The sequence below is a fragment of the Pedobacter cryoconitis genome, assembly GCF_003259615.1.
In the GTDB taxonomy this organism is placed as follows: Bacteria; Bacteroidota; Bacteroidia; order Sphingobacteriales; family Sphingobacteriaceae; genus Pedobacter; species Pedobacter cryoconitis.
Genome location: NZ_QLLR01000029.1, coordinates 36,303 through 60,692, shown reverse-complemented (window position 1 = coordinate 60,692; position 24,390 = coordinate 36,303). Strand labels below are relative to the sequence as shown.

Here is a 24,390-nt window from a genome sequence, read left to right as displayed (position 1 = left end):
CTTTATCAAAATATGGAGAACCCAAACTATCTTAATATAAATAATCTAAAAATAACCATTTTTCAGGCTTATTTATTTTGGGAAAATATAGATAAAAACCTGCAGAATATATCCCTGCGTTTGTCTTCAGGTGTAAAGGAAAAAACAGATCTTATTGTGTTACCCGAAATGTTCAACACAGGTTTTAGCATGAATGCTAAAGATCTTGCTGAAGAAATGGGTGGCAAAACAATGACCTGGATGGCTGCTGCTGCTGCTAAATATGATTGCGTAGTTACGGGAAGCCTGATTATTAAAGAAAACAATAACTACTATAACAGGATGATCTGGATGTTGCCGACAGGCGAATCCCAGCATTATGATAAAAGACATCTGTTTGGTATGGGCGAAGAAGATAAAACCTATACCTCAGGAAATGATAAGATCGTTGTAGAGCTCAAAGGCTGGAAGATCAGGCTGGCAGTATGTTACGATCTCAGGTTCCCTGTCTGGTTAAGAAATAATGATCCGTCTTATGATGTCTTGCTGATTGTGGCAAGCTGGCCGGATAAACGTATTCCGCACTGGAAAGCGTTGATCCCGGCAAGAGCAATAGAAAACCAGAGTTATGTTGTTGCTGTTAACCGCGTAGGTCATGATGGCAAAGAGGTTTACCATAGTGGTCACTCTATGTGTATTGATGCTTTTGGAAATACAGTCTATTATAAACCAGAAGATGAGGATCTTTATACTTTTAGTATCAATTACGATGATCTGATAAAAATACGCCGCGACTTCCCTTTTCTGAAGGACGCTGACCAATTTAAACTGATCAATTCATAAATAAATAAGCTTCTGTTTAAATCCGGCCCAGGCCGGATTTTTCTGTTTACAGACCTTTTACAAATAACATTTTTAATGTAATCTTGTAACTCAATAACCTAAACCGTTTTTATGTTTGACCGTAGAAAATTCATTAAATGTTCTGCCTTATCAGCCTCTCTTCTGGCTATTGATAAAAGCGGAATGGCTAACATTCTCCCCTCCGCTCCTGCTACTGCCGGAAAACCAATTGTTATTTCAACCTGGGACTTTGGGATTGCTGCTAACCATGCAGCATGGGACGTTTTATCAACTGGCGGCCGTGCTCTTGATGCCGTAGAAAAGGGCGTACAAGTTCCCGAAGCAGATCCTAAAAACCAAAGTGTTGGTTACGGTGGCTTACCAGACCGCGATGGAAAAGTAACTTTAGATGCCTGTATCATGGATGACCTCGGTAATTGCGGTTCAGTTGCTGCCCTGGAACATATCATGCACCCTATTTCCGTAGCCAGACAGGTGATGGAAAAAACCCCGCATGTCATGCTTGCAGGTGATGGCGCTTTACAATTTGCTTTAGAGAATGGCTTCAAAAAGATAAACCTGCTGACTCCGGAAAGTGAAAAAGCATGGAAAGAATGGCTGAAAACGGCTAAGTATGAGCCGATCATGAACATTGAAAATAAACTCTACGATAAAGCATCCCCAACCAGGTTACCGGGAAATCAATATAACCATGATACCATAGGAATGCTTGCTCTGGATGCCAATGGCAATTTATCAGGCGCATGTACCACCAGCGGAATGGCCTTTAAATTACATGGACGTGTAGGTGACAGCCCGATTATTGGAGCAGGCCTGTATGTAGACAATGAAGTTGGCGGGGCTACCTCAACTGGTGTCGGTGAAGAAGTGATCCGTAATGTAGGCAGTTTTCTTGTGGTTGAATTAATGCGTCAGGGCTATCCGCCAGAAGAAGCTTGTAAAGAAGCAGTAATGCGGATTATTAAAAAGAAACCTGCAAAAGCTAAAGAAATCCAGGTCGGCTTTTTAGCCTTGAATAAAAAAGGACAATACGGAGCTTATGCGATTCAAAAGGGATTCAGCTATGCTGTTTGTAATTCAGAGAACAAAGACTTGTTAATTCCCGGAAAAAGTTATTATTAAATCAACTGCTATGATTGAAATGGAAGTTTGTGCCAACTCTGTGAGCTCTGCACTGGAGGCACAACTTGGGGGAGCAAAACGGGTAGAGTTATGTGCAAGCCTCACTGAGGGTGGTACTACACCTAGTTATGCTGAAATTAAGCTGGCTAAAAAGATTCTTACGCTGGAAGTTTTTCCGATTATCAGGCCGCGTGGCGGAGACTTCCTGTATTCAGCGCTGGAATTTGAACTCATGAAGGAGGATATAAAAATCTGTAAAGCGCTGCAATGTGACGGCATTGTCACTGGTATTCTGACGGCCGAAGGCAAGATAGATAAAGAGCGCTGCGCGGAACTGATTGAACTGGCGAAGCCGATGAAAGTTGCTTTTCACCGGGCATTTGATATGGTCGTGAACATGGAAGAGGCTTTGGAAGACCTCATTTCCATTGGCGTTATACGTGTGCTGACTTCAGGAGGTAAAGCAACCGCCCTGGATGGTGCTGAGCAATTGGCCAGGCTGATTAAACAAGCAGCAGGCAGAATTACGGTCATGCCCGGGGCTGGCGTAAGCAGTTCAACTATCAGACAATTGATTTTAAAAACCGGGGCAAAAGAATTTCATGCTTCAGCACGAAAAAATCATGCGAGTAAAATGTTGTTCAGGAACAGTGAATTAAGTATGGGGAATGACGCAGATGAATATAGTTCTTCGTTTACGGACGCAGAACTGGTCAAAAATTTACTGGAACTGGCAAACAGTGCAGAATAATCAAGCTAATATTCTATATTTGCGGCACTGATGAAGCACATACGTAATTTTTGCATAATTGCACACATTGACCACGGTAAGAGTACCTTGGCCGACCGTTTACTTGAATACACGAATACAATCACCCAGAGAGAGTCACAGGCTCAGCTATTGGATGACATGGATTTGGAGCGCGAACGCGGTATTACCATTAAAAGTCATGCGATCCAAATGGATTATATCCAGGATGGACAGCCTTATATATTAAACTTAATTGACACTCCCGGACACGTAGATTTTTCTTATGAAGTATCCCGTTCAATTGCGGCCTGTGAAGGTGCTTTATTGATCGTAGATGCCTCACAAGGTATACAGGCCCAAACTATTTCCAATCTTTATTTAGCACTGGAGCATGATTTAGAAATCATACCGATCTTAAATAAGATGGATTTACCTGGTGCAATGCCAGAAGAGGTAAAAGATCAGATCATTGAACTGATTGGCTGTAAGAGAGAAGAAATCATCCCTGCTTCGGGAAAAACAGGTCAGGGTGTTCATGATATTCTGCGGGCTATTGTGGAACGCGTACCTGCACCTAAAGGAAATCCTGAAGGTGAATTACAAGCGTTGATCTTTGACTCTGTTTTTGATTCATTCCGTGGTATTGTTGCTTATTTCAAAGTATTAAACGGAGAAATCCGTAAAAAAGACAAAGTGAAATTTGTAGCTACAGGCAAGGAATATATTGCAGAGGAAGTAGGTACCTTAAAATTAAAACAATCCCCGAAAGATGTCATCAAAACTGGTGATGTAGGTTATATTATTTCTGGAATTAAAGAAGCCAGAGAGGTAAAAGTAGGTGATACAATTACGCACAAAGACAGACCAAGTTCTGAGCCGATCAAAGGTTTTGAAGAGGTTAAACCGATGGTATTTGCCGGTATTTATCCGGTAGATACGGATGAGTTTGAAGACTTAAGAGAAGCAATGCACAAATTGCAGCTGAATGATGCTTCTATTGTCTTTGAACCTGAATCTTCAGCAGCATTAGGCTTTGGCTTCCGTTGCGGATTCCTGGGTATGTTGCACATGGAGATTATCCAGGAGCGTTTAGAGCGTGAATTTGATATGACAGTAATTACTACTGTTCCCAACGTGTCTTATCAGGCAATGACCACCAAAGGTGAGCTGATCATTGTAAACAATCCATCTGATCTTCCTGATCCAAGTAAAATGGAGTATGTGGAAGAGCCTTATATCAAAGCAAATATCATTACCAAATCTGAGTTTGTTGGTCCGGTAATGTCTCTTTGTATTCAGAAAAGAGGGATTATCGTGAATCAGTCTTACCTGACTTCAGACCGTGTGGAACTTGTTTTTGAGATTCCGATGGGAGAAATTGTATTTGACTTCTATGACCGTTTGAAAACGATTTCCAAAGGATATGCCTCTTTTGATTATCATCAGATCGGTTACCGTAAGTCTGACCTGGTTAGATTGGACATTCTGTTAAATGCAGAACCGGTTGATGCTTTATCGTCGTTAATTCACCGTAGCAATTCTTACGATTTCGGAAAAAGGATCTGTGAGAAACTGAGAGAGTTAATTCCGCGTCAGCAGTTCGAAATTATTATCCAGGCTTCTATTGGTGCTAAAATTATCGCCAGAGAAACCGTGAAAGCTTTACGTAAGGATGTAACCGCCAAATGTTACGGTGGTGATATTTCCCGTAAGCGTAAACTGCTGGAGAAACAGAAAAAAGGTAAAAAACGTATGCGCCAGGTAGGTAATGTGGAAATTCCGCAAACTGCATTTATGGCGGTACTTAAATTAGATTAATCGTTTAACACACAAAACATAACGCTTGATATGCAGTTACTGGACGGAAAATTCGCATCAGAAAAGATTAAATTAGAGATAGCGGCAGAAGCAGCTGATTTTCTAGCACAAAGTGGACGTAAGCCTCATTTATTAGCCATTTTGGTAGGTAATGATGGCGGAAGTGAAACTTATGTGGCCAGCAAAATGAAAAACTGCGAAAAAGTAGGCTTTCAATCATCGCTGATCAGGTATGATGTGGATGTAACGGAAGAAGAGTTACTTCAAAAGATTCACGAGATTAATAGTGATGCAGGTGTAGATGGACTGATTGTTCAGCTCCCTCTTCCTAAACATATTGATCCGGAAAAAGTTACTGAGGCGATAGATCACCGTAAAGATGTAGACGGATTTCACCCGGTAAATTTAGGGCGTATGATGCGTAATCTGCCTTGTTTTATTCCAGCTACTCCTTATGGGATTTTACTTTTATTAAAAGCTTACGGAATCGATACCGCAGGAAAACATTGTGTCGTTGTTGGCCGTAGCAATATTGTAGGCAGCCCGATGAGTATTTTAATGGCCCGCAATGCAAATCCGGGAAATTGTACAGTGACGCTTACACACAGTAAAACTACAAACCTGAAAGAGATCGCTTTGCAGGCAGATATTATTGTTGCCGCTATCGGTAAAAAGAATTTTGTAACTGCAGATATGGTTAAACCTGGTGCAATCATTATTGACGTTGGTATTAACAGAGAAACTTCTGAGACAACCAAGTCAGGTTATAAATTATATGGTGATGTTGATTTTGAGAACGTAGCGCCTTTAGCTTCATGGATTACCCCTGTTCCTGGTGGAGTTGGTTTAATGACTATTGTTGGTTTACTGAAAAACACATTGGCTTCAGCTAAAAAAGAAATCTATTCTTAAAGGAATATTAATAACATTATTTAATGATAAAAATGGCTTGTAGAAATACAGGCCGTTTTATTTTAAATTTATTTTTTGCCGAAAAATCTACTGAACAAACCTTGTTTAAATCCGGCATATAAACCATCAGGTTCTTCCTTTACAGGGTATAAATCTATGTAATCCCCCTGCCCTTCTATTCCTCTTCCGGTTGACAAATCATAAGCGTACCGATGGATCGGACAGATTAATTTTCCATGTTCACACCATCCTCCACTCAGAATACCCCCGGCATGCGGACAAGAGTTTTGTACCAGGTGAATCTCATTCTGATGTCTGAGCAGACACAGTTTTTTACCCGCCACATTAATCTGCCGGATGAAATCTCCCTCTGGAATTTCTTCCTCAATTTTATACCAGCGTAAATCAGCCATTGCTACGGCACTTATTCATAGATTAGTCATTTAAATGCGGTCAATATACATATATTCCTATTTTCCAGCCATATTTATTTAACTTTGCCAATTGATATATGGCACATAATATTCCAGCAGACGGCACATTGCTTCCATTAATGGAAGAATTTTACACGATTCAGGGTGAAGGTTTTAACACAGGCAAAGCTGCCTATTTTATTCGTCTTGGAGGTTGCGATGTGGGTTGTCACTGGTGTGATGTGAAGGAAAGCTGGGATGCTGAACTTCACCCCTTAACTTCGGCAGATGATATTGCTGAAAAAGCAGATACATTTCCTGGTAAAGCTGTAGTGATCACTGGCGGTGAACCATTGATTTATAACATGGATTACCTGACCAAAAAACTTCAGGAAAAAAACATCCTTACTTTTATTGAGACTTCAGGGGCTTATCCATTGTCAGGCAGCTGGGACTGGATCTGTTTATCTCCAAAAAAATTCAAAGCACCGCGTCCGGACATTACTCCTTTCGCCAATGAATTGAAAGTGATTGTATTCAATAAGAGTGATTTTGAATGGGCAGAGAAATATGCGGAAACGGTATCTCCTGCTTGTAAGCTTTATCTTCAGCCGGAATGGTCTAAATCAAAAGAAATTACACCGATGATTATAGATTATGTGATGGCTAACCCTAAATGGGAAATTTCCTTACAAACACATAAATACTTAAATATTCCTTAGGCCGATTATTCCTGTTTTTTTATTAAGTTTATAGGGCTCTCCATGTCCTGTTTAATAGAAAAAACATGAATAAGATTACCATAGTATTTTTTTATCTGTTATTCAGCAGCAGTATTTTTGTGCGGGCACAAGAGTCTGCTGTAAAAAAAGCACAGCAGAATTTCGAATACGCACAAAAATCATTACTATCCAAAGATTATGATGGGGCAGCTAAACTGTTAGAAGATGCAGTGGCTGCCGATCCTTCTTTTCAATTTGCTTTTGTTCAGCTGGCTGATGTCTACAAACTGAAGCGATCTTTTGAAAAAGCCAGGCTTAACTATTTAAAAGCGATTGATATTCAGACACCGCCACTGCCAGCAAGAGTTTATTACTCACTGGGTGAAGCAGAGCTGAATAGCGGACAATACGCTGATGCGGGGAAACATTTCTCTTTATTCAAATCTACTTATAAAGGCAAAGATCAGGAAATGGTCTTGAAAGCAGAAAAGTATATCCGGAATTGTAATTTCGCAGTTATTGCAGTCAAAACACCTGAGAAATATGTACCCATTAATTTGGGCCCCGCTATCAATACCAAAGACCGGGAATATTTACCTACGCTTACTGCAGATGGGTCAACGCTTATTTTTAGCCGTACCGTAGATGGAAATGAAGATTTTTATATATCACGTAAAGTGAATAAGGAATGGAAAACGGCAATTCCATTAAGTGATAAAATTAATACCAGGTTCAATGAGGGTGCGCAGTCGATTTCACCGGATGGAATGTACCTCTTTTTTACCGGATGTAACCGCCCGGATGGATTTGGAAGCTGTGATTTGTATGTAAGCCATAAAAACGGAAACCATTGGGATGCTCCTTTTAATCTAGGCGCTGTGGTTAACTCCTCGTCCTGGGATTCTCAGCCAGCGGTAACTCCGGATGGAAATACCCTTTATTTTGTGAGTAACCGCCCCGGAGGAATTGGTGGTTATGATATTTGGAAAACCACTTTAAATAGTGAAGGTGAATGGAGTAAACCAGAAAATCTCGGACCAGATATTAATACTATTTATGATGAGAATACACCATTTATACATCCTGACGGCAAAACTTTATACTTCTCTTCTAATGGGTGGCCAGGAATGGGAAGCATGGATATTTTTTACAGCCGTGCACAATCAGATGGAAAATGGGGCAAGCCTGTGAATATAGGTTATCCGATTAACACTTTCAATGAGGAAAGTGGTTTAATGGTAAGCCCGGACGGAACGGAAGGATACTTCTCTTCTATACTCAAAGACGGGCTGGGAGATATGGATATTTACAGATTTAAATTACCAGAAGCCGCCAGACCGCTACCCATTACTTATGTTAAAGGAATTGTCAGAGACAAAGAAACCCGTGGTTATCTGGAAGCTAAAGTACAAGTAGTAAATCTGAAAACAAAAGAAACTAAATTCAATGACTTTACCTCTAAAGATAACGGAGAATTTCTGGCAGTTATGCCGTTGGGCAGTACTTATGCCTTTAATGCAATAGCTGATGGTTACCTGTTTTACTCTGAGAATTTCGAACTGAACCAGGCAAAACCCGGTCAGCCATACGTACTGGAAATTTACCTTGAAAAACTGAAACCCGGTGCAAACATGGTTTTAAAGAATATATTTTTCGACACCAATAAATTCGAACTGCTCCAGCCATCAATTACAGAATTAACGAATCTTTTGCAGTTATTACAGGCTAATACTACCGTAAGTATCGAGATTCAGGGTCACACAGATAACGAAGGAAATGCTGAAGCGAATCAGAAATTGTCTTTACAACGTTCCAAAGCAGTTTACGATTACCTGGTTACCAACAAGATAAATCCACAACGACTTACTTTTAAAGGATATGGCGCTACCAAGCCTATTTCATCAAATGATAGTGCTGCCGGCCGTCAGCAGAACCGCAGAACGTCGTTCATTATTACCGGAGTGTAAAAGGCGATTGTCAAAAGACAAACACCTTTTCAAACTTATCAAACACAAAAAAGAGGACTTTCATTGATTAAATGATAAGTCCTCTTTTTGTATTCAAATACAGTATTTATTACTAAACTACTGCTTTTCTAATCTTAATTAATTTCACTAATAACTGCTCTAATAAATCAAGATGCAGCATATTTGCACCATCAGATTTTGCATGTGCCGGATCAGGGTGCGTCTCAATGAACAATCCGTCCGCCCCAACAGCAATCGCTGCTTTCGCAATTGTCTCAATTAACTCAGGTTTACCGCCTGTTACACCAGAACTTTGATTCGGCTGCTGTAAAGAATGCGTTACATCCATCACCACAGGTACACCAAAAGACTGCATTTCAGGTAAACCGCGGTAGTCCACAATTAAATCCTGGTAACCGAATGTATTCCCTCTATCTGTCAATATAACCCGTTTATTTCCAGCTTCGTATATTTTGTCAACAGCAAATCTCATCGAGCCCGCAGAAAGGAACTGCCCTTTCTTCACGTTCACTACTTTTCCTGTTTTTGCAGCAGCAATCAGCAAATCGGTTTGTCTGCATAAAAATGCAGGGATCTGTAATACATCTACGTAAGCAGCGGCCATTGCAGCCTCAGCGCTTTCATGAATATCAGTTACTGTGGGTACACCAAAAGTCTTTCCAACCTTTTCTAAGATCTTTAAAGCTTTTTCATCACCAATACCAGTAAAAGAATCACCTTTAGAACGGTTTGCTTTTCTGTAAGAACCTTTAAAAATAAAAGGGATCTCTAACTGATCTGTAAGGGTTACAATTCTTTCCGCAATTCTCATTGCGATTTCTTCCCCTTCAATTGCACAAGGGCCGGCCATCAAAAAGAAATTCCCGGAAGTCGTATGTTTTAATTTATCTAATTCAAAATTGACCATGCTGTAGCTTAATTTCCAAGTTCTGACATGAACTTGATTCTCATTAATTGTATCTCTTCACGCGTATAATCCGTCTCTCCCAAATCTTTCAAAGCTTCATCAATTGAATCATTCTCAGCCGCACGGAAGTAATCAAATACTTCGTCCTGGCGATCATCATCAAGCATTTCATCGACAAAGTAGTTCAGGTTCAGTTTTGTTCCGGAGTTGACAATCGCTTCTATTTCTTTCAGGATCTCACTGTAAGTGATGCCTTTGGATTTCGCAATATCTTCCAGTCCAATCTGTCTGTCTACATTTTGTATGATGGAAACCTTTAATTGTGATTTATTAGCCTGTGTTTTAATAATTAAATCTATAGGGCGCTCAATATCATTGTCTGTCACATATTTCTTGATCAGTTCAATGAAAGGCGTACCAAATTTCATGGCTTTACCATTTCCAACACCCGAGATCTGTTTCAGCTCATCCATAGCAATCGGATAATGCGTACACATTTCTTCCAGTGAAGGGTCCTGGAAAACTACGAAAGGAGGAACATTTTTCTGTTTCGCGATCTTCTTTCTCAGATCTTTCAGCAATAAAAGCAATTGCATATCCAGTGTTCCACTACCATGTTTTACATCATCTTCATCATCATCTGCCGAACTTTCAATAGGCACATTCAGAATGAACTTAAGACTGTATGGGTTTTTGATAAAATCATTCCCCGAATTGGTCAGTCTTAATAAACCATAGTTATCAATATCTTTTGATAAGAAGTTATTCAGCACTGCTTGTCTGATTAAAGATTTCCAAAGATTTTCACCTTCTACTTTACCCAGTCCAAACTCCTGCAGTTTACTATGCTCATAAGCAATAGTTTGTGCAGTTTCCATACCCAGCAGCACGCATAAAATATGCGCATCATCAAACTTCTCCCCGATATTTTTAATCAGCGTCAGTGCAACTTTTAAGTGCTCTTCAGCTTCAAAATACGTTTTAGGTTTTTTACAGTTATCACACATACAGTTACAGCCTGTCTCATTGAAGTTCTCTCCAAAGTAATGCAGGATCTGTTTTCTGCGGCATACACCAGATTCGGCGTAGTCGATAACCTCTTTTAAGATTTGCGTACCAATTTCACGTTCAGCCACCGGCTTGTCTTTCATGAATTTAGCCAGCTTATCTACGTCCTTCTGTGCATAAAAAGCAATACATACCCCTTCTCCACCATCACGGCCGGCTCTTCCGGTTTCCTGATAATAGCCTTCCATACTTTTAGGAATATCGTGGTGTATTACAAAACGAACATCAGGCTTGTCAATACCCATCCCGAAGGCTATGGTAGCAACAATAACCTCTACATCTTCCATCAGGAATTTGTCTTGTGTATCGGCTCTGATTTTAGGTTCTAATCCGGCATGGTAAGGCAATGCCTTGATCCCATTCAGGTTTAATGCTTCAGCAACTTCTTCTACCTTCTTTCTGCTCAGGCAGTAAATAATACCGGATTTACCTGTATTGTATTTAATGTACCTGATGATTTCTTTGATCACATCCCTTTTAGGACGTATCTCATAGAATAAGTTGGGCCTGTTAAACGAGGACTTAAACAAGGTAGCATCAGCCATCTGCAAGTTCTTAATAATATCCTGCTGCACCTTAGGTGTTGCCGTTGCAGTTAATGCAATAATCGGAATGTCTGGTCCCAGGCCGCTGATCACCTGGCGAATCCTCCGGTACTCCGGACGAAAATCATGTCCCCATTCTGAAATACAATGAGCTTCATCAACCGCAACAAAAGAGATAGTAATAAGCTTCAGAAATTCGATATTATCCGGCTTGGATAAAGATTCTGGGGCTACGTATAATAATTTAGTCTGACCGCTTAACAAATCGCTTTTTACCTGGGCAATTTCCGATTTATTTAAAGAAGAATTCAGAAAGTGCGCAATACTGTCACTTCCGCCAAAAGCCCTCAACTGATCCACCTGATTTTTCATCAGCGCAATAAGCGGTGATATTACGATGGCAGTACCCTCTGACATTAATGCCGGTAATTGGTAACAGATAGATTTCCCCCCACCCGTTGGCATAATTACAAAGGTATTTTTCCGCTCAAGAACATTGGTAATAATTGATTCCTGATCCCCCTTAAAATTGTCGAAACCAAAAAAGGTTTGTAAGTTGTCAAACAACGACTTTTTCACATCCATTTTGTGTATAAAATATTCAGTGCTATTTTTGATTCAAAATAACATAATTTTGCACCAATTAAAGCATCAATATACTAAATATTTCTCTTTGAAAAGTAAAAAATCTATTATCACAGCGGGGATCAACACTTTACAAGCGGAAGCGCAGGCTATACTTGGGCTGGTAAAACACATAAATGACGATTTTGCAACGATTGTGGAACGAATTATCGCCGGAAACGGTCGTGTAATTGTTACAGGAATCGGTAAAAGCGCCATAATTGCGCAGAAAATTGTCGCAACCTTGAATTCTACGGGTACGCCATCGAGCTATATGCACGCCTCAGATGCGGTACACGGGGACTTGGGAATGATACAGAAAACAGACATTGTGATCTGCATTTCCAAGAGCGGAAATACCCCCGAAATCAAGGTACTTGCCCCTTTGCTAAAACAGTGCGGAGCTTTACTGATCGGGATGGTCGGACAACTCGAATCTGAGCTCGCTAAACAAGCAGATCTGATTCTCAATACGACCGTAGAGAAGGAAGCTTGCCCAAATAACCTCGCGCCTACTACGAGTACGACTGCGCAGTTAGCCATGGGGGATGCACTTGCGGTAAGCTTGCTTTTAGCCAGAGAATTCAGTGCACAGGATTTTGCCCGCTTCCACCCTGGCGGGTCCTTAGGGAAAAAGTTGTATCTTAAAGTTTCTGATCTGGCCGAACGTAATGCTAAACCAAGTATTCTGGCCGGTGCTTCTGTAAAAGATGTCATAATTGCAATTAGTAAAAACCGTTTAGGTGCAGTTGTTGTTGTTGATGGTAGCCAAATAATTGGTATCATTACAGATGGTGATATCAGAAGAATGCTGGAAAAACATTCAGATCTTAAAGATCTGACAGCAAAAGACATTATGAACAGCAACCCGAAAATGATAGATAAAGATACTTTAGCAGTAACCGCATTCGAGCTGATCAGGCAATCCAATATCACACAATTATTAATTACTGATGCCAATGGTTATTTTGGTATTGTACATTTGCACGACCTTCTTCATGAAGGTCTATTATAGTTTAATCCTAATATGAACAAAGATAATTACGCCCTAATCATGGCCGGTGGCGTTGGCAGCCGTTTTTGGCCAGTAAGCAGAGTCGAGCATCCGAAACAGTTTATCGATTTTTTCGGTGTAGGGAAAACGCTTATTCAAAGTACATATGATCGTTTTTTAAAGATATGCCCACCTGAAAACATTTTCGTTGTAACCAATGAAATTTACATAGATAAGGTAAAATCACAACTTCCGGACCTTGCGGACAACCAGATCCTTGCAGAACCAATTATGAGAAATACAGCACCTTGTATTGCTTATGGCTCTATGAAGATCACCGAGCTTAATCCGAATGCAACTATTGTTGTTGCACCGTCAGACCATACGATCTCCAATCTGGACGCATTTATAGCCGCTATAGAGCAATCTTTAAAGGCTGCCAAGGAGAACAACTGCCTGATCACCCTGGGCATCAAGCCGAGCCGCCCTGATACGGGTTACGGTTATATACAATATGTAGAGACCACGCTGCCTACAGATCCCCAGTTCAACAAGGTGAAGATATTCACAGAGAAACCTAACCTGGAACTGGCAAAATCATTTATACAAAGCGGTGATTTCTTATGGAACGCAGGTATTTTTATCTGGTCTGCCAAAGCGATCAACGATGCCTTCAATAAACATTTGCCGGATATGTATGATATTTTCCACCTGGGTGCTTCTTTATACAATACTCCGGAAGAGAAAGCATTTATTGGCAATGCCTATTTACAGTGCACCAATATTTCTATAGACTTCGCTATAATGGAAAAAGCTGACAATGTTTATGTGCTGCCTACCGATTTCGGATGGTCAGACCTTGGAACATGGGCTTCTATTTATGATATGGCTGAGAAAGATTATGTAGGAAATGCGGTGATCCCTTCCGAGCAGGTGATGATGTTCAACTCGTCAAACTGTATGGTCAATGTACCTGAGGACAAACTGGTTATCCTGCAGGGCTTACATGACTATATTGTAGTGGAATCCAACAATACACTGTTGATTTGTCCCAGATCTGAAGAACAGAGCGTGAAACAAATCGTAGCAGATGTAAAGTCTAATTTTGGACAGAAATTTATATAGGACCTGTTATTATTTACAGGTTCTTAATTATTACCGCGCTGTCTGATCGCTTCGTACAGAATAACACCGGTAGAAACCGAAACATTTAGTGAACCGATCTCTCCAAACATAGGGATCTTCGCTAAATGGTTGGCCATACGCATAATATCATTTGATATTCCTTCATCCTCCGCTCCCATTACAATTGCTGTTGGGGCAGTATAATCAGGTGCATAAATTAAATCATTTGTTTTTTCAGTACAGGCTACAATCTGCAGGCCGCATTCTTGTAAGAATAAAGCAGTTTTGTGTAAGTTTTGCTGACGGCATACCGGGATAGTAAATAATGCACCTGCAGAGGTTTTAATTGCATCTGCATTAATTTGTGCAGAGTTTTTTGCAGGGACAACAATAGCATGTACGCCTGTACAAGCAGCTGTTCTTGCAATAGCCCCCATATTTCTTACATCAGTAATTCCATCCAGGATCAAAATCAAAGGAACTCCTCCTTTTTCGTAGATCAAAGGAATGATGTCTTCTATTTTCTGAAAAGTAATCGCAGAAATTACAGCAACCACACCCTGGTGATTCTTTTGTGTCATTCTGTTTAACTTTTCTACCGGAACATTGTGTACAGGAATATCAGTATCTCTCAGCAAGCCTTTAAGCTCAGGAATGATTTCTCCTGTAAGACCACGCTGCATGTAAATGCTTTCTATATCTTTTCCAGCTTTAATCGCTTCAATTACAGCACGTATACCGAAAACAAACTCGTTATTTTCTTTAGGCCTGGGTGACCTTCTAAAGTTTTCCATTGATTATATTTTACCTGCAAAAATAGCTGAAATAATGAGAATTGAGGAATCGAGTTTTCATCGTCTGATACACAGCTTCTTATCAACAAGATTCTGTTAGTAAATAGCAGAATTTTTATTCTTTGCACAAAAAACTATGATATTCAGGTGTTAGAATGTTCATAAAGAAATCTTTACAGGAGTAAATTTTTCGCTATTTTTGGGCCTATGAATACGGATAACGGAACACAAGGTCAGGACAGGCAGAACTTTACCTCTTCCAGAAAAAACAGAGTCGGTGCCCCAATGAGCAATATGGGTAAAATACCCCCACAAGCTATAGATTTAGAAGAAGCAGTGCTTGGTGCACTGATGCTTGAAAAAGATGCCCTTTCTACCGTTATCGATATTCTGAAGCCTGATGTTTTTTATGCTGAGGCTCACAAAAAGATATTTGAAGCCATTGCGATCTTATTTCAGAAATCTAAACCGGTAGATATTTTAACGGTCACCTCCGAACTCAGAACATTGGGTACGCTGGAAATGGTGGGTGGTGCTTACTATATCACCAACCTGACTAACCGGGTTGCTTCGGCAGCAAACATTGAGTATCATGCCCGTATTATTTCACAAAAATATATTCAGCGTGAACTGATCAGGATTTCATCCGAGATTATTCAAAACGCTTACGAAGATACAACTGATATATTCGACCTGCTGGATAATGCCGAGAAGGGCCTTTTTGACATCGCTCAGAATAACCTGCGCAGGGATACCCAGAAAATGGACGAGATTATTAAACAATCTCTGGCCACACTGGAAGAATTAAGAACAAAATCTGACGGATTAACTGGTGTTCCATCTGGCTTTACAGCACTGGATAGAATTACAGGCGGCTGGCAGCCTTCCGATTTAGTAATTATTGCTGCCCGTCCGGCAATGGGTAAAACCGCTTTCGTACTAACTTGTGCAAGAAATGCAGCGGTAGATTTTAAACGCCCCGTAGTTGTATTCTCCCTGGAGATGTCCTCGGTACAGTTAGTGAATCGTTTAATATCCGGAGAAACAGAGATTGAACAGGAAAAAATCCGTAAGGGAAACTTAGCGGAATGGGAATGGCAACAGCTGCACAGCAAGATTGGTACGCTGACAGAAGCCCCGCTGTTAATTGATGACACCCCTGCCCTGAATATCTTTGAATTCAGAGCAAAATGCAGAAGATTAAAATCACAGTACGATATACAGATGATCATCATCGATTATTTACAGTTGATGCACGGTAAAGGAGAAGGTCAAAGTGGTGGTGGTAACCGTGAGCAGGAAATTGGTAGTATATCCAGAGCCCTGAAATCGGTAGCTAAAGAATTAAATGTTCCGGTTCTTGCCCTCTCGCAGTTAAGCCGTGCGGTGGAAACCAGGCCGGGAGTAAATGGTAAACGTCCGTTGTTATCCGATTTGAGGGAGTCCGGCTCTATTGAGCAGGATGCGGATATGGTACTTTTCTTATACCGTCCTGAATATTATGGGATCACGGAAGATGAAAGCGGAAGATCTCAGGCTGGTGTTGGTGAGGTTATTATCGCGAAACACAGAAATGGTGAAACGGGTATTGTACCGTTGAGATTTATTGGTAAGTACGTTAAATTTACTGACCTGGAAGAAGATTTCATGCCGCCAAATTCGTTCTCTATGGATAGTCCGGGTGCAGGTATGCTGCCTTCAGCCGACTTTGACCGCCCATCGGGGAACGTAATTATCAAGCCATCCCGTATGGATGATTTCAATGACGAAGACGCTCCATTTTAAAATATATAATCATATTACCGGGCTACATCAGGTAGCCCAGTAATATTCCTGCCAAAACTATCAGCGGAGGACTGATCCTGGTAAAATTCAGAATCAGAAAAGTAACCGCAATAATTACAATCGACAGTGGATCAAAGCCAACTGGTTTGACCAATAAGATAAATGCAGCGATAATAAAGCCTACACTCACTGCATTAATTCCGGACAAAGAATGTTTGATCCTGGTGATCTTTTTCAGATCCTCCCAGAACGGCACAATAAACAGTACCAGGATTAATCCCGGAAGATTTATACCCAAAACTCCTACTATCCCGCCCAATACCTGTCCGTAAATTCCATAACCGAAATTCTTCATGCTGATCGCGCCCAGGTAACTCGTAAAAGAGAACGTCGGGCCGGGTAATGCTTGTTGTAAAGCGAAACCTGATAGAAATTCAGAAGAGCCCAGGTAATGTTTCATTTGCACAAATTCCGTAAACATCAGGGGTACGAGTACCTGTCCGCCACCAAAAATAAAGATCCCGTTGCGGTAAAAGTTTTCGAACAGCCTGATTGGCAAACTAAAAGGAGAAGTCCTGTTAATGATTGCACCTAAGGCAGCGAGAAATAATAAGACACCGAAAAAATAAGCTAGTTTTTTCGGGTTAATGTTCGCAAATAGCTTTACCCTGATCTCACTTTCCTCTTTTGGGGTTTCCAAAGCGGAAGAAATCATTCCTCCAACAAGGATGGCCAGTGGAAAAACATAGGCATTTCTTAATACCAATGTCACAATCACTGCAGAGATAGCCAGAAAAAAGGCAGTTTGGGTGACCAGAACCTTTCTGGAAAGTGTGTATGCACCAAAAGCAACAATGCCCAGGGCAATGGGCTGGATATATTTTAAGATCAATACAAACTGAACTTTATGATCGAGCTGCGCAAAACTGATCGCCGCAAAAGTCATTATGGCTGCTGAGGGAATGATCCAGATCAGGAAGGTAATTAAGGCTAGTTTTAATCCGCCCACCTTATGTGCAATTCCAACCAGGGTTTGTGTGGAAGCCGGCCCCGGTAATATCTGGGCCAGCGCGTTCAATTCCAACAGATCCTCTTCCGAAATATAATGCGTTTGCTTCACAAAATACTTTAACAGAAGAGAGATATGTGCCTGAGCACCACCGAATGCTGTAAATGTAAAAAGAAAGACATCTTTAACAAACAGGAGTTGTCGTTTTTCCATTCCTTTCATTAATCGTCCTCGTAATCCAGGCCTGCTGCCATATTATAGGCTCCTTGTAATTCTGAAAAAGCATGTCCGTCACCTTTTTCTCTGGCCCTTTTCATACCGAGCTGATAAATCTCAACAGCCTTATCTGTCTGCCCGTGTTTTTGATATAATTTACCTAAGTGATAATAAGTTCCAACATAAGACGGATGATCTTCTACTAATTTATGATAATAATGAAAGGCTTGTTCAGTATCATTTAAGGAGTTATACTCTGTTGCCAGTGCATATAAGATAAATGGATCATTCGGTTCTGCTGCCAAAAAAGATAATAACTTGTTTAATCGGGTACTTTGCATTTTAAATCCCTGCTTTTTTAATTAGATTTGCAAAAAGACATTTTTTTGAAATCGTTATATTTAGACACTGATAAAAACCAATAACAGTTAGATAATGGCTTCATCAATTTAAAAAACAACTTATTCATATGAAAATATTAGTTTGTATCAGTAACGTGCCCGACACAACGACAAAAATAACTTTTACTAATGATAATACCCAATTCAATACTGCGGGAGTTACGTTTATCGTGAATCCGTATGATGAAATTGCCTTATCAAGAGCGATCGAACTTTGTGCTGGCGGAAAAGGAACAGTAACCGTAATTAATGTTGGCGAAAGTGCTACTGAACCAACTATCAGAAAAACATTGGCCATTGGTGCTGATGATGCTGTCAGAATTGATGCAGCTCCGCGTGATGCTTATTTTACAGCTTTTCAGATCGCAGAATATGCTAAAGAGGGTAATTTTGATATGATCCTTACCGGTCGTGAATCTATTGATTATAACGGCGCGCAGATAGCTGCAATGGTAGGTGGGTTTTTAGATATACCATCAATCTCTATTATCAAAAAATTAGACTATGACGGAACTACCGCAACTTTGGAAAGAGAAATTGAAGGTGGTAAAGAAGTTGTAACTGTAACGGGTAAATTTGTAGCCAGCTGTGCTGAAGGTGTAGCGCTTCCAATCATCCCGACCATGAGAGGTATTATGTCAGCAAGGTCAAAACCATTGGCAGTGGTTGCTGCACAGCCAATCGAAGAAGTAATTAAAGTAGTACAGTTTGAAACTCCTCCTACCCGCGGAACGGTTAAATTGATTCCGGCAGAAGAAGCTGCAAACCTGATCAGCCTGCTGCATACCGAAGCTAAAGTAATCTAAGGTCTGTTTTAAAAAATTAATTATAAAAATCTAAGCGAAAAAATATGTCAGTTTTAGTATATGTAGAACAAGTCGACGGTAAGTTTAAGAAATCTGTTTTTGAAGCAGTTTCTTATGCAAAAGCCATTGCAGATAAAACAGGGACTAGCCTTACCGCTGTATCTATCGGTAACGTTGCAGATAACGAATTACAAGAATTAGGTAAATATGGTGCTGCCAAAGTATTAAATGTGGCGAGCGCAGAATTAAAGAATTTCGTTAACCAGGCTTATGCTGCAGTAATTGCAGAAGCTGCTCAGAAAGAGGGTGCTGAAATTATTGTACTTTCTAACTCCTTCTCAGGAAAAGGTCTTGCGCCACGTGTAGCAGTTAAATTAAAAGCAGGTTTAGTGGATGGTGCTATCGAACTTCCGCAATTAGATGGCGGTAAGTTCCTGGTAAAAAAAGGTGCTTTCTCCGGAAAAGCATTTGCAGTTACTGAGCTGATCTCAGCAAATAAAGTAATCGCATTGAACCCAAATGCTTTCGGCGTAAAAGAATCACCGGTTACGGCTGCAATCGAAGCCTTCTCTCCTGCTGTTCAGGCTACTGACCTGACAGCAATTGTTAAAGAAATCGTGAGAGCTACTGATAAAGTTTCTCTGCCTGACGCGGAACTGGTTGTTTCTGCAGGAAGAGGTTTGAAAGGACCTGAAAACTGGGGTATGATCGAAGAACTGGCTGGCTTATTAGGTGCAGCTACAGCCTGCTCTAAACCAGTTTCGGATGCAGACTGGAGACCACACTCAGAACACGTTGGTCAGACAGGTATTGCAATCAGTCCAAATTTGTATATTGCTATAGGTATCTCAGGAGCTATCCAGCATTTAGCCGGAGTAAGTTCTTCTAAAGTAATTGTAGTCATCAATAAAGATCCGGAAGCTCCTTTCTTTAAAGTTGCTGATTATGGAATCGTTGGCGATGCCTTTGAGGTTGTCCCTAAATTAATTGAGGCTCTAAAAGCACATCAAGCTTAATATTAATATCAGGCGGAGATGAAAGTTTCCGCCGGATATTCATAAATATGAAAAAAGTAAAACTAGATATTGTTGGCTTATCCTATAGCCAAACCCAATCCGGAGCCTACGCACTGGTACTTGGAGAAGTAAACGGCAGAAGACGTTTACCTATCATCATAGGTGCATTCGAAGCTCAGGCTATTGCAATTGAGATTGAAAAAATGACCCCAAGCAGGCCGTTGACGCATGATCTATTCAAAACATTTGCGCAGACTTATAAAATTGAAATCAAAGAAATACTAATCTACAACCTTGTAGATGGTGTCTTCTTTGCTAAGCTGATCTGTACGGACGGTGAAAGAACTGAGGAAATCGATGCCAGAACATCAGATGCAATTGCACTGGCTGTTCGTTTTAATTCCTCAATTTATACCTACGAATTTATTTTATCCTCTGCAGGTATCGTTATCGAAGGTAACGACTTTGTTTTTCTCGAAAACATGGATAACCTGAATAAGGAACAAGGACAGGACGATATTGATACTTCAATTCCCGGAACTGGCTTTGGAAGCCTTAGCGTTGAGGAACTTAATCAAAAACTTCAGGAAGCTATTGCTGAGGAGGCCTACGAAAAAGCGGCCCGTATCAGAGATGAACTCAACAAAAGAAATTCATCCCAATAGTTAATATTTGCAAGTTTATACACATCTTTATTTTTTCTACCCAAATTTTTTTATTTGAATAATTTTTATGGAGCGTTTTCACGGAGTAATTGGCGTCATTTTTATATTGGGCCTTGCTTATCTTTGTTCTAACAACAAGAAGAAGATTAATTTTAGACTTGTAGCAAGTGGGCTTACGCTCCAGATAGTCATCGCAATCCTGGTGCTGAGAGTTGCGCCTGTTCAGCACTTCTTTGAGTTCCTTGGAAAAGGAATGCAAAAAATCGAGCAATTTGCTAAAGTAGGTGTTGATTTTGTTTATGGTGGTGTTGCTGTGATTGGTTTTGATGGTCAGACACATGCCTATGCTGCCCCTGAAAGTTTCATTTTCGCCTTTAATGTAACGGCCACAATCATCCTGGTTTGTGTGCTGGTAGCTATATTTTATCATTTTGGTATTATGCAGCGTATTGTATCTGTCATTGCGAAAGGAATGAACTTTATTATGCGTGTGAGTGGTGCTGAAGCCCTGAGTAACGTAGCCAGCGCTTTTGTTGGCCAGGTTGAAGCTCAGGTTATGATCAAACCTTATCTTAAAGGGATGACAAAAAGTGAACTGCTGGCTTCTATGAGCGGTAGTTTAGCGTGTATTGCCGGTGGTATCCTGATTGTATATGCAAACATGGGTGCTCAGGCTGGAATGAACCTTGCCCCGAAATTGATTATGGCCAGTTTAATGGCTGCTCCGGGAGCCTTGATTATTTCTAAGATAGTTTTCCCTGAAACAGAAGTTTCACAAACTATGGGTAAAGTAAAACTTGAGGTTAAAAGTGAATATACAAACCTGATCGATGCCATTTCACATGGTGCAGGCGAAGGGTTTAAAATAGCCATGAATGTAATTGCCATGTTAATTGGCTTTATTGCCTTAATCGCTTTAGTAGATTATACTTTAGTTAACATAGGCCACCTTTTCAATCCAAACTTTAATTTATCACTGGATTGGATCTTTGGCAGATTGTTCTATCCATTTGCCTGGTCAATGGGTATTCCTGATGTGGATGTGAGCAACGCAGCTACCCTTCTTGGTCAAAAATTAACCGTGAATGAATTCCTGGCTTTCAAAAACCTGACGACTAAAGCAGTTCCGATCGTTACTGAAAAAGGTGTATTGATTATCAGTATCGCTATTTGCGGTTTTGCTAACTTCAGCAGCGTTGGTATGCAGATTGGTGGAATTGGAGAATTAGCTCCGGAACGCCGCGCAGATTTAGCCAAATTAGGTTTAAAAGCGTTAATGTGCGGAACATTAGCTTCTTATCTTTCTGCTTCTATCGCAGGTGTATTAATGTAATCTTATTGATGTTATATCCTGCTTTTTTGAGCAGGGTATAACATTCCTATAACAACTGTGACCTCCCCGGTCACCTGTTTCATCACCCCGTCATCTTTCCACTTTCTGATTAGGATTTATATTTGATAACATGTAATTTGTCCACCTTGCGGATTATTAATCAGATCAGTTAAAATTTTAACAGAAAAATGAAAACAACAGAATTTGCTATTATCGGATTAGGCGGTGTTGGTGGTTATTTCGGGTTTAAACTTGCCCGGAAATATGCTGCAGACAGCGCAATCAACGTTACTTTTATTGCCCGCGAAAAAACTTACGACATTGTTAAAGAAAATGGCCTTACCCTGCTTTCTGCAGAGAACGAAGATGCTATTGCCAGACCTCATCAAATTTTAAAAGAAGTGGCTGAGCTGGGTCATACAGATGTATTTGTAATCTGTGTGAAAGAGTATGATCTGGAAAACATCTGCAATCAATTAAAAGATAAAATCAAAAATGATACGGTTATTCTGCCATTGATGAATGGCGTGGACATTTATGAAAGGATACGTAAAATAATATCCAGTGGAATTGTACTGCCTTCTTGTGTTTATGTAGCCTCGCATATCAAAGAAAAAGGAGTTGTTGAACATAAAGGAAACCCGGGTAAAATCATTGTAGGTAAAGATCCGGCACATCAGGAGTTCGATCCTCAGGGTATCGTTGACTTGTTTAAGGACGCATCGGTTGATATAGACTACAAAGAAGATTCATTTCCGGCCATCTGGTCCAAATACTTTTTCATTGCGAGCTTTGGCCTGGTTTCTGCCAGATACAACAAATCAATCGGACAGGTTAATGAGGAAGAAGAATTACATCAGAGAGCTTTAAAAGTGATGCAGGAAATACAGGCAATCGCGATCAGAAAAGAGATCAATCTTCCTGAAAACATCATTGCGCAAACCTTTCAGAAAGCAGCCTCCTTCCCTTTTCAAACACCAACTTCTTTGCAACTGGATGTCCAATCAGGAAAAGAAAATACAGAGCTTGAACTATTTGCCGGGGCAATTATAGCCTACGGAAAAGCGCTGGGGATTCCAGTCCCGGAAACCACAGAGATTTATCATGAGATCAAAAATGGAATGCTGGTTTAGCTTTTATTTTTGAAGTAATTCAAGCCAAATAAAGTAAGTGAGCAACCGATTAAACCCGAAAGTACGGTAGAGGAAAAGCCTTTGGTTAATAAAAGCCATGCGTCACCAAGGATAAGAATAAGTAATAAAATTGAGATAATTTTAATCCCGTTCTTTTTAAAGAAATCTGCCATAGTTATTTTTGAAGAAATGCAAACTTAAATATTTTTTATCACCCCGGGTGATAAAATTCAAAAGGAAGAGATTCCAATATAGAATCTCTTCCTTTCAGGCTAACATTTCCTGCAGCATATTAAATAAGGTCAGGTTCCTGGCACAACCAAAATAATTGTAATCCAAAATCAGGTAGATTGTCTTTTTCGAAATCCCGTCATTGGTTAAGATTCTTAGCGGCTGACATAATAAACCCAGGTTTTTAACAAAATTACGCTGGTAATTTTCATCAAAACCTACATAAACTTCTTCTATATCTCCTAGTGAGATCTTCAAATCCACATCCTGATCATCACCCTGAACGGTTAATCCTTTTCTTGTTAAAACTAAAACACCGGTATGACTGTGTATTGGGGGAACACCTGTAAACTGGGCAGCAATATTGTTAATTCCTGTTTTTGACTCCAGTTCATGAGCATAACTCCATAGTACTCTTGCTTCTAATAAATTCATTGGTTAAAATTGAGATGCTCGTTAGGGTTGCAAAATTAGCATTTTATTGATTAATTAAACCTACCTTCACCAACATGCTGGCGATTTGCCATATATTTTCCCACCCCGCTCCTTGCAAAACACCTTTAACACGCTAATCGATAGTTTTATAGACAATAAGGTAGGCATCACAGAAAATTTTTTAAGCGTAGCTTTAGCTGCACAACTCAAAGAAAACCTGTACGGCCTTTACCACAATAAATTACTGCTATCCGCAGGAACAGGAAATGAAACTAGTGTTTCTCATGATCAGCTGGTTAGAAGTGATAAGATCTACTGGTTAGACAGAAAGCATAATAATATTCACGAAAACAGTTTTTTTGATTTGATGGATAGCTTTGTCAGTTACCTGAACAGCTCTTGTTACACCGGAATTACTGGTTATGAATTCCATTATACTTTATACGAAGAAGGAAGTTTCTATAAAAAACATCTGGATCAGTTCAAGAACAATGATAGCAGGCAATATTCAATGATCATTTACCTGAATGCTGACTGGCAGCAAAATGATGGCGGAGAACTTTGTATTCACCATGCGGATAGTTTGCAAAAAATATCACCTGATAATGGTAAAAGTGTTTTCTTCAAAAGCAGTGAACTCGTCCATGAAGTATTAATGACGAATAAACCAAGATTAAGCATAACCGGCTGGTTGAAAATTAATTAAAAACGTTTAAATTGCTGCGCTAATATGA

General features: G+C 40.1%; 23 protein-coding genes. 16 read left to right on the top strand and 7 right to left on the bottom strand.

The features are described from left to right. Positions 1–12: 12 nt before the first annotated feature. From LY11_RS21370 to LY11_RS21350, 5 genes are all read left to right on the top strand, one after another. Positions 13–822, top strand: a complete 810-nt coding sequence (locus LY11_RS21370) for a nitrilase family protein (RefSeq protein ID WP_211321620.1) — start codon at positions 13–15, stop codon at positions 820–822. A gap of 111 nt (positions 823–933) precedes the next feature. Continuing rightward, on the top strand, positions 934–1,965 hold the full coding sequence (locus LY11_RS21365; protein ID WP_111635662.1) for a N(4)-(beta-N-acetylglucosaminyl)-L-asparaginase: 1,032 nt from the start codon (positions 934–936) through the stop codon (positions 1,963–1,965). Between the two features lie 10 nt (positions 1,966–1,975). Next, the gene (locus LY11_RS21360) at positions 1,976–2,716 is read left to right on the top strand and encodes a copper homeostasis protein CutC (RefSeq protein ID WP_111635661.1); all 741 of its coding nucleotides are present in this window, start codon (positions 1,976–1,978) and stop codon (positions 2,714–2,716) included. Positions 2,717–2,746: 30 nt separating this feature from the next. Continuing rightward, complete coding sequence (gene lepA, locus LY11_RS21355) at positions 2,747–4,534, top strand: translation elongation factor 4 (RefSeq protein ID WP_111635660.1); 1,788 nt, start codon at positions 2,747–2,749, stop codon at positions 4,532–4,534. Between the two features lie 30 nt (positions 4,535–4,564). Continuing rightward, positions 4,565–5,446 carry a bifunctional 5,10-methylenetetrahydrofolate dehydrogenase/5,10-methenyltetrahydrofolate cyclohydrolase gene (locus tag LY11_RS21350; protein ID WP_111635659.1) on the top strand — a complete coding sequence of 294 codons (882 nt, stop codon included), beginning with the start codon at positions 4,565–4,567 and terminating at the stop codon, positions 5,444–5,446. Positions 5,447–5,514: 68 nt separating this feature from the next. On the opposite strand, the gene LY11_RS21345 is transcribed toward LY11_RS21350, so the two are convergent. Further along, positions 5,515–5,859, bottom strand: coding sequence for a Rieske (2Fe-2S) protein (locus LY11_RS21345; RefSeq protein WP_111635658.1), 345 nt, complete (start codon positions 5,857–5,859; stop codon positions 5,515–5,517). A 98-nt stretch (positions 5,860–5,957) separates the two neighbouring features. Between LY11_RS21345 and LY11_RS21340 the strand changes: the two genes are divergently transcribed. Then, complete coding sequence (locus tag LY11_RS21340) at positions 5,958–6,581, top strand: 7-carboxy-7-deazaguanine synthase QueE (protein WP_068398144.1); 624 nt, start codon at positions 5,958–5,960, stop codon at positions 6,579–6,581. 65 nt (positions 6,582–6,646) lie between these two features. After that, entirely contained in the window at positions 6,647–8,548 is a 1,902-nt protein-coding gene (locus LY11_RS21335; RefSeq protein ID WP_111635657.1) for an OmpA family protein, read from the top strand. 112 nt (positions 8,549–8,660) lie between these two features. Here the strand turns inward: LY11_RS21335 and kdsA are convergent, their stop codons facing one another. Next, positions 8,661–9,476 (bottom strand): 3-deoxy-8-phosphooctulonate synthase, encoded by an 816-nt coding sequence (gene kdsA / locus LY11_RS21330; RefSeq protein WP_111635656.1) that lies wholly within the window; start codon positions 9,474–9,476, stop codon positions 8,661–8,663. A gap of 8 nt (positions 9,477–9,484) precedes the next feature. Beyond that, positions 9,485–11,674: a DNA helicase RecQ gene (recQ, locus tag LY11_RS21325; protein WP_111635655.1), complete on the bottom strand. Its 2,190-nt coding sequence runs from the start codon at positions 11,672–11,674 to the stop codon at positions 9,485–9,487. Between the two features lie 88 nt (positions 11,675–11,762). On the opposite strand from recQ, the gene LY11_RS21320 reads away from it, so the two are divergent. Both LY11_RS21320 and LY11_RS21315 read left to right on the top strand, forming a co-directional pair. Beyond that, on the top strand, positions 11,763–12,728 hold the full coding sequence (locus LY11_RS21320; RefSeq protein WP_111635654.1) for a KpsF/GutQ family sugar-phosphate isomerase: 966 nt from the start codon (positions 11,763–11,765) through the stop codon (positions 12,726–12,728). Positions 12,729–12,740: 12 nt separating this feature from the next. After that, positions 12,741–13,832, top strand: a complete 1,092-nt coding sequence (locus LY11_RS21315; RefSeq protein ID WP_111635653.1) for a mannose-1-phosphate guanylyltransferase — start codon at positions 12,741–12,743, stop codon at positions 13,830–13,832. 23 nt (positions 13,833–13,855) lie between these two features. On the opposite strand, the gene rlmB is transcribed toward LY11_RS21315, so the two are convergent. Beyond that, positions 13,856–14,626 carry a 23S rRNA (guanosine(2251)-2'-O)-methyltransferase RlmB gene (gene rlmB / locus LY11_RS21310; protein ID WP_111635652.1) on the bottom strand — a complete coding sequence of 257 codons (771 nt, stop codon included), beginning with the start codon at positions 14,624–14,626 and terminating at the stop codon, positions 13,856–13,858. A gap of 207 nt (positions 14,627–14,833) precedes the next feature. Here rlmB and dnaB point away from each other — a divergent pair, with 207 nt between their 5' ends. Continuing rightward, positions 14,834–16,411 carry a replicative DNA helicase gene (gene dnaB / locus LY11_RS21305; protein ID WP_111635651.1) on the top strand — a complete coding sequence of 526 codons (1,578 nt, stop codon included), beginning with the start codon at positions 14,834–14,836 and terminating at the stop codon, positions 16,409–16,411. Between the two features lie 22 nt (positions 16,412–16,433). Here dnaB and chrA read toward each other — a convergent pair whose 3' ends face one another. Together chrA and LY11_RS21295 are read right to left on the bottom strand one after the other, a co-directional pair. Beyond that, a complete protein-coding gene (chrA, locus tag LY11_RS21300) occupies positions 16,434–17,633 on the bottom strand; it encodes a chromate efflux transporter (protein WP_111635676.1) in 1,200 nt (399 codons plus the stop codon). Positions 17,634–17,641: 8 nt separating this feature from the next. After that, entirely contained in the window at positions 17,642–17,977 is a 336-nt protein-coding gene (locus tag LY11_RS21295) for a tetratricopeptide repeat protein (RefSeq protein WP_111635650.1), read from the bottom strand. Between the two features lie 128 nt (positions 17,978–18,105). On the opposite strand from LY11_RS21295, the gene LY11_RS21290 reads away from it, so the two are divergent. The 5 genes from LY11_RS21290 (at position 18,106) to LY11_RS21270 (ending at position 22,990) form a co-directional block, all read left to right on the top strand. Beyond that, positions 18,106–18,843 (top strand): electron transfer flavoprotein subunit beta/FixA family protein, encoded by a 738-nt coding sequence (locus LY11_RS21290; RefSeq protein WP_111635649.1) that lies wholly within the window; start codon positions 18,106–18,108, stop codon positions 18,841–18,843. A 44-nt stretch (positions 18,844–18,887) separates the two neighbouring features. Then, positions 18,888–19,859, top strand: a complete 972-nt coding sequence (locus tag LY11_RS21285; RefSeq protein ID WP_111635648.1) for an electron transfer flavoprotein subunit alpha/FixB family protein — start codon at positions 18,888–18,890, stop codon at positions 19,857–19,859. Between the two features lie 47 nt (positions 19,860–19,906). Further along, complete coding sequence (locus LY11_RS21280; protein ID WP_068398106.1) at positions 19,907–20,524, top strand: bifunctional nuclease family protein; 618 nt, start codon at positions 19,907–19,909, stop codon at positions 20,522–20,524. Positions 20,525–20,591: 67 nt separating this feature from the next. Further along, complete coding sequence (locus LY11_RS21275) at positions 20,592–21,857, top strand: NupC/NupG family nucleoside CNT transporter (protein WP_111635647.1); 1,266 nt, start codon at positions 20,592–20,594, stop codon at positions 21,855–21,857. Between the two features lie 188 nt (positions 21,858–22,045). Beyond that, the gene (locus LY11_RS21270; protein ID WP_111635646.1) at positions 22,046–22,990 is read left to right on the top strand and encodes a ketopantoate reductase family protein; all 945 of its coding nucleotides are present in this window, start codon (positions 22,046–22,048) and stop codon (positions 22,988–22,990) included. Positions 22,991–23,257: 267 nt separating this feature from the next. On the opposite strand, the gene LY11_RS21265 is transcribed toward LY11_RS21270, so the two are convergent. Then, positions 23,258–23,656 (bottom strand): hypothetical protein, encoded by a 399-nt coding sequence (locus LY11_RS21265; protein ID WP_111635645.1) that lies wholly within the window; start codon positions 23,654–23,656, stop codon positions 23,258–23,260. A 112-nt stretch (positions 23,657–23,768) separates the two neighbouring features. On the opposite strand from LY11_RS21265, the gene LY11_RS21260 reads away from it, so the two are divergent. Beyond that, positions 23,769–24,362, top strand: a complete 594-nt coding sequence (locus tag LY11_RS21260) for a 2OG-Fe(II) oxygenase (protein WP_111635644.1) — start codon at positions 23,769–23,771, stop codon at positions 24,360–24,362. Positions 24,363–24,390: the final 28 nt, after the last annotated feature.

Coding starts and splice junctions, on each gene's coding strand:
- LY11_RS21370 (WP_211321620.1), top strand. CDS start 13: ATGGAGAACCCAAACTATCTTAATATAAATAATCTAAAAATAACCATT.
- LY11_RS21365 (WP_111635662.1), top strand. CDS start 934: ATGTTTGACCGTAGAAAATTCATTAAATGTTCTGCCTTATCAGCCTCT.
- LY11_RS21360 (WP_111635661.1), top strand. CDS start 1,976: ATGATTGAAATGGAAGTTTGTGCCAACTCTGTGAGCTCTGCACTGGAG.
- lepA (WP_111635660.1), top strand. CDS start 2,747: ATGAAGCACATACGTAATTTTTGCATAATTGCACACATTGACCACGGT.
- LY11_RS21350 (WP_111635659.1), top strand. CDS start 4,565: ATGCAGTTACTGGACGGAAAATTCGCATCAGAAAAGATTAAATTAGAG.
- LY11_RS21345 (WP_111635658.1), bottom strand. CDS start 5,859: ATGGCTGATTTACGCTGGTATAAAATTGAGGAAGAAATTCCAGAGGGA.
- LY11_RS21340 (WP_068398144.1), top strand. CDS start 5,958: ATGGCACATAATATTCCAGCAGACGGCACATTGCTTCCATTAATGGAA.
- LY11_RS21335 (WP_111635657.1), top strand. CDS start 6,647: ATGAATAAGATTACCATAGTATTTTTTTATCTGTTATTCAGCAGCAGT.
- kdsA (WP_111635656.1), bottom strand. CDS start 9,476: ATGGTCAATTTTGAATTAGATAAATTAAAACATACGACTTCCGGGAAT.
- recQ (WP_111635655.1), bottom strand. CDS start 11,674: ATGGATGTGAAAAAGTCGTTGTTTGACAACTTACAAACCTTTTTTGGT.
- LY11_RS21315 (WP_111635653.1), top strand. CDS start 12,741: ATGAACAAAGATAATTACGCCCTAATCATGGCCGGTGGCGTTGGCAGC.
- rlmB (WP_111635652.1), bottom strand. CDS start 14,626: ATGGAAAACTTTAGAAGGTCACCCAGGCCTAAAGAAAATAACGAGTTT.
- dnaB (WP_111635651.1), top strand. CDS start 14,834: ATGAATACGGATAACGGAACACAAGGTCAGGACAGGCAGAACTTTACC.
- chrA (WP_111635676.1), bottom strand. CDS start 17,633: ATGGAAAAACGACAACTCCTGTTTGTTAAAGATGTCTTTCTTTTTACA.
- LY11_RS21295 (WP_111635650.1), bottom strand. CDS start 17,977: ATGCAAAGTACCCGATTAAACAAGTTATTATCTTTTTTGGCAGCAGAA.
- LY11_RS21290 (WP_111635649.1), top strand. CDS start 18,106: ATGAAAATATTAGTTTGTATCAGTAACGTGCCCGACACAACGACAAAA.
- LY11_RS21285 (WP_111635648.1), top strand. CDS start 18,888: ATGTCAGTTTTAGTATATGTAGAACAAGTCGACGGTAAGTTTAAGAAA.
- LY11_RS21280 (WP_068398106.1), top strand. CDS start 19,907: ATGAAAAAAGTAAAACTAGATATTGTTGGCTTATCCTATAGCCAAACC.
- LY11_RS21275 (WP_111635647.1), top strand. CDS start 20,592: ATGGAGCGTTTTCACGGAGTAATTGGCGTCATTTTTATATTGGGCCTT.
- LY11_RS21270 (WP_111635646.1), top strand. CDS start 22,046: ATGAAAACAACAGAATTTGCTATTATCGGATTAGGCGGTGTTGGTGGT.
- LY11_RS21265 (WP_111635645.1), bottom strand. CDS start 23,656: ATGAATTTATTAGAAGCAAGAGTACTATGGAGTTATGCTCATGAACTG.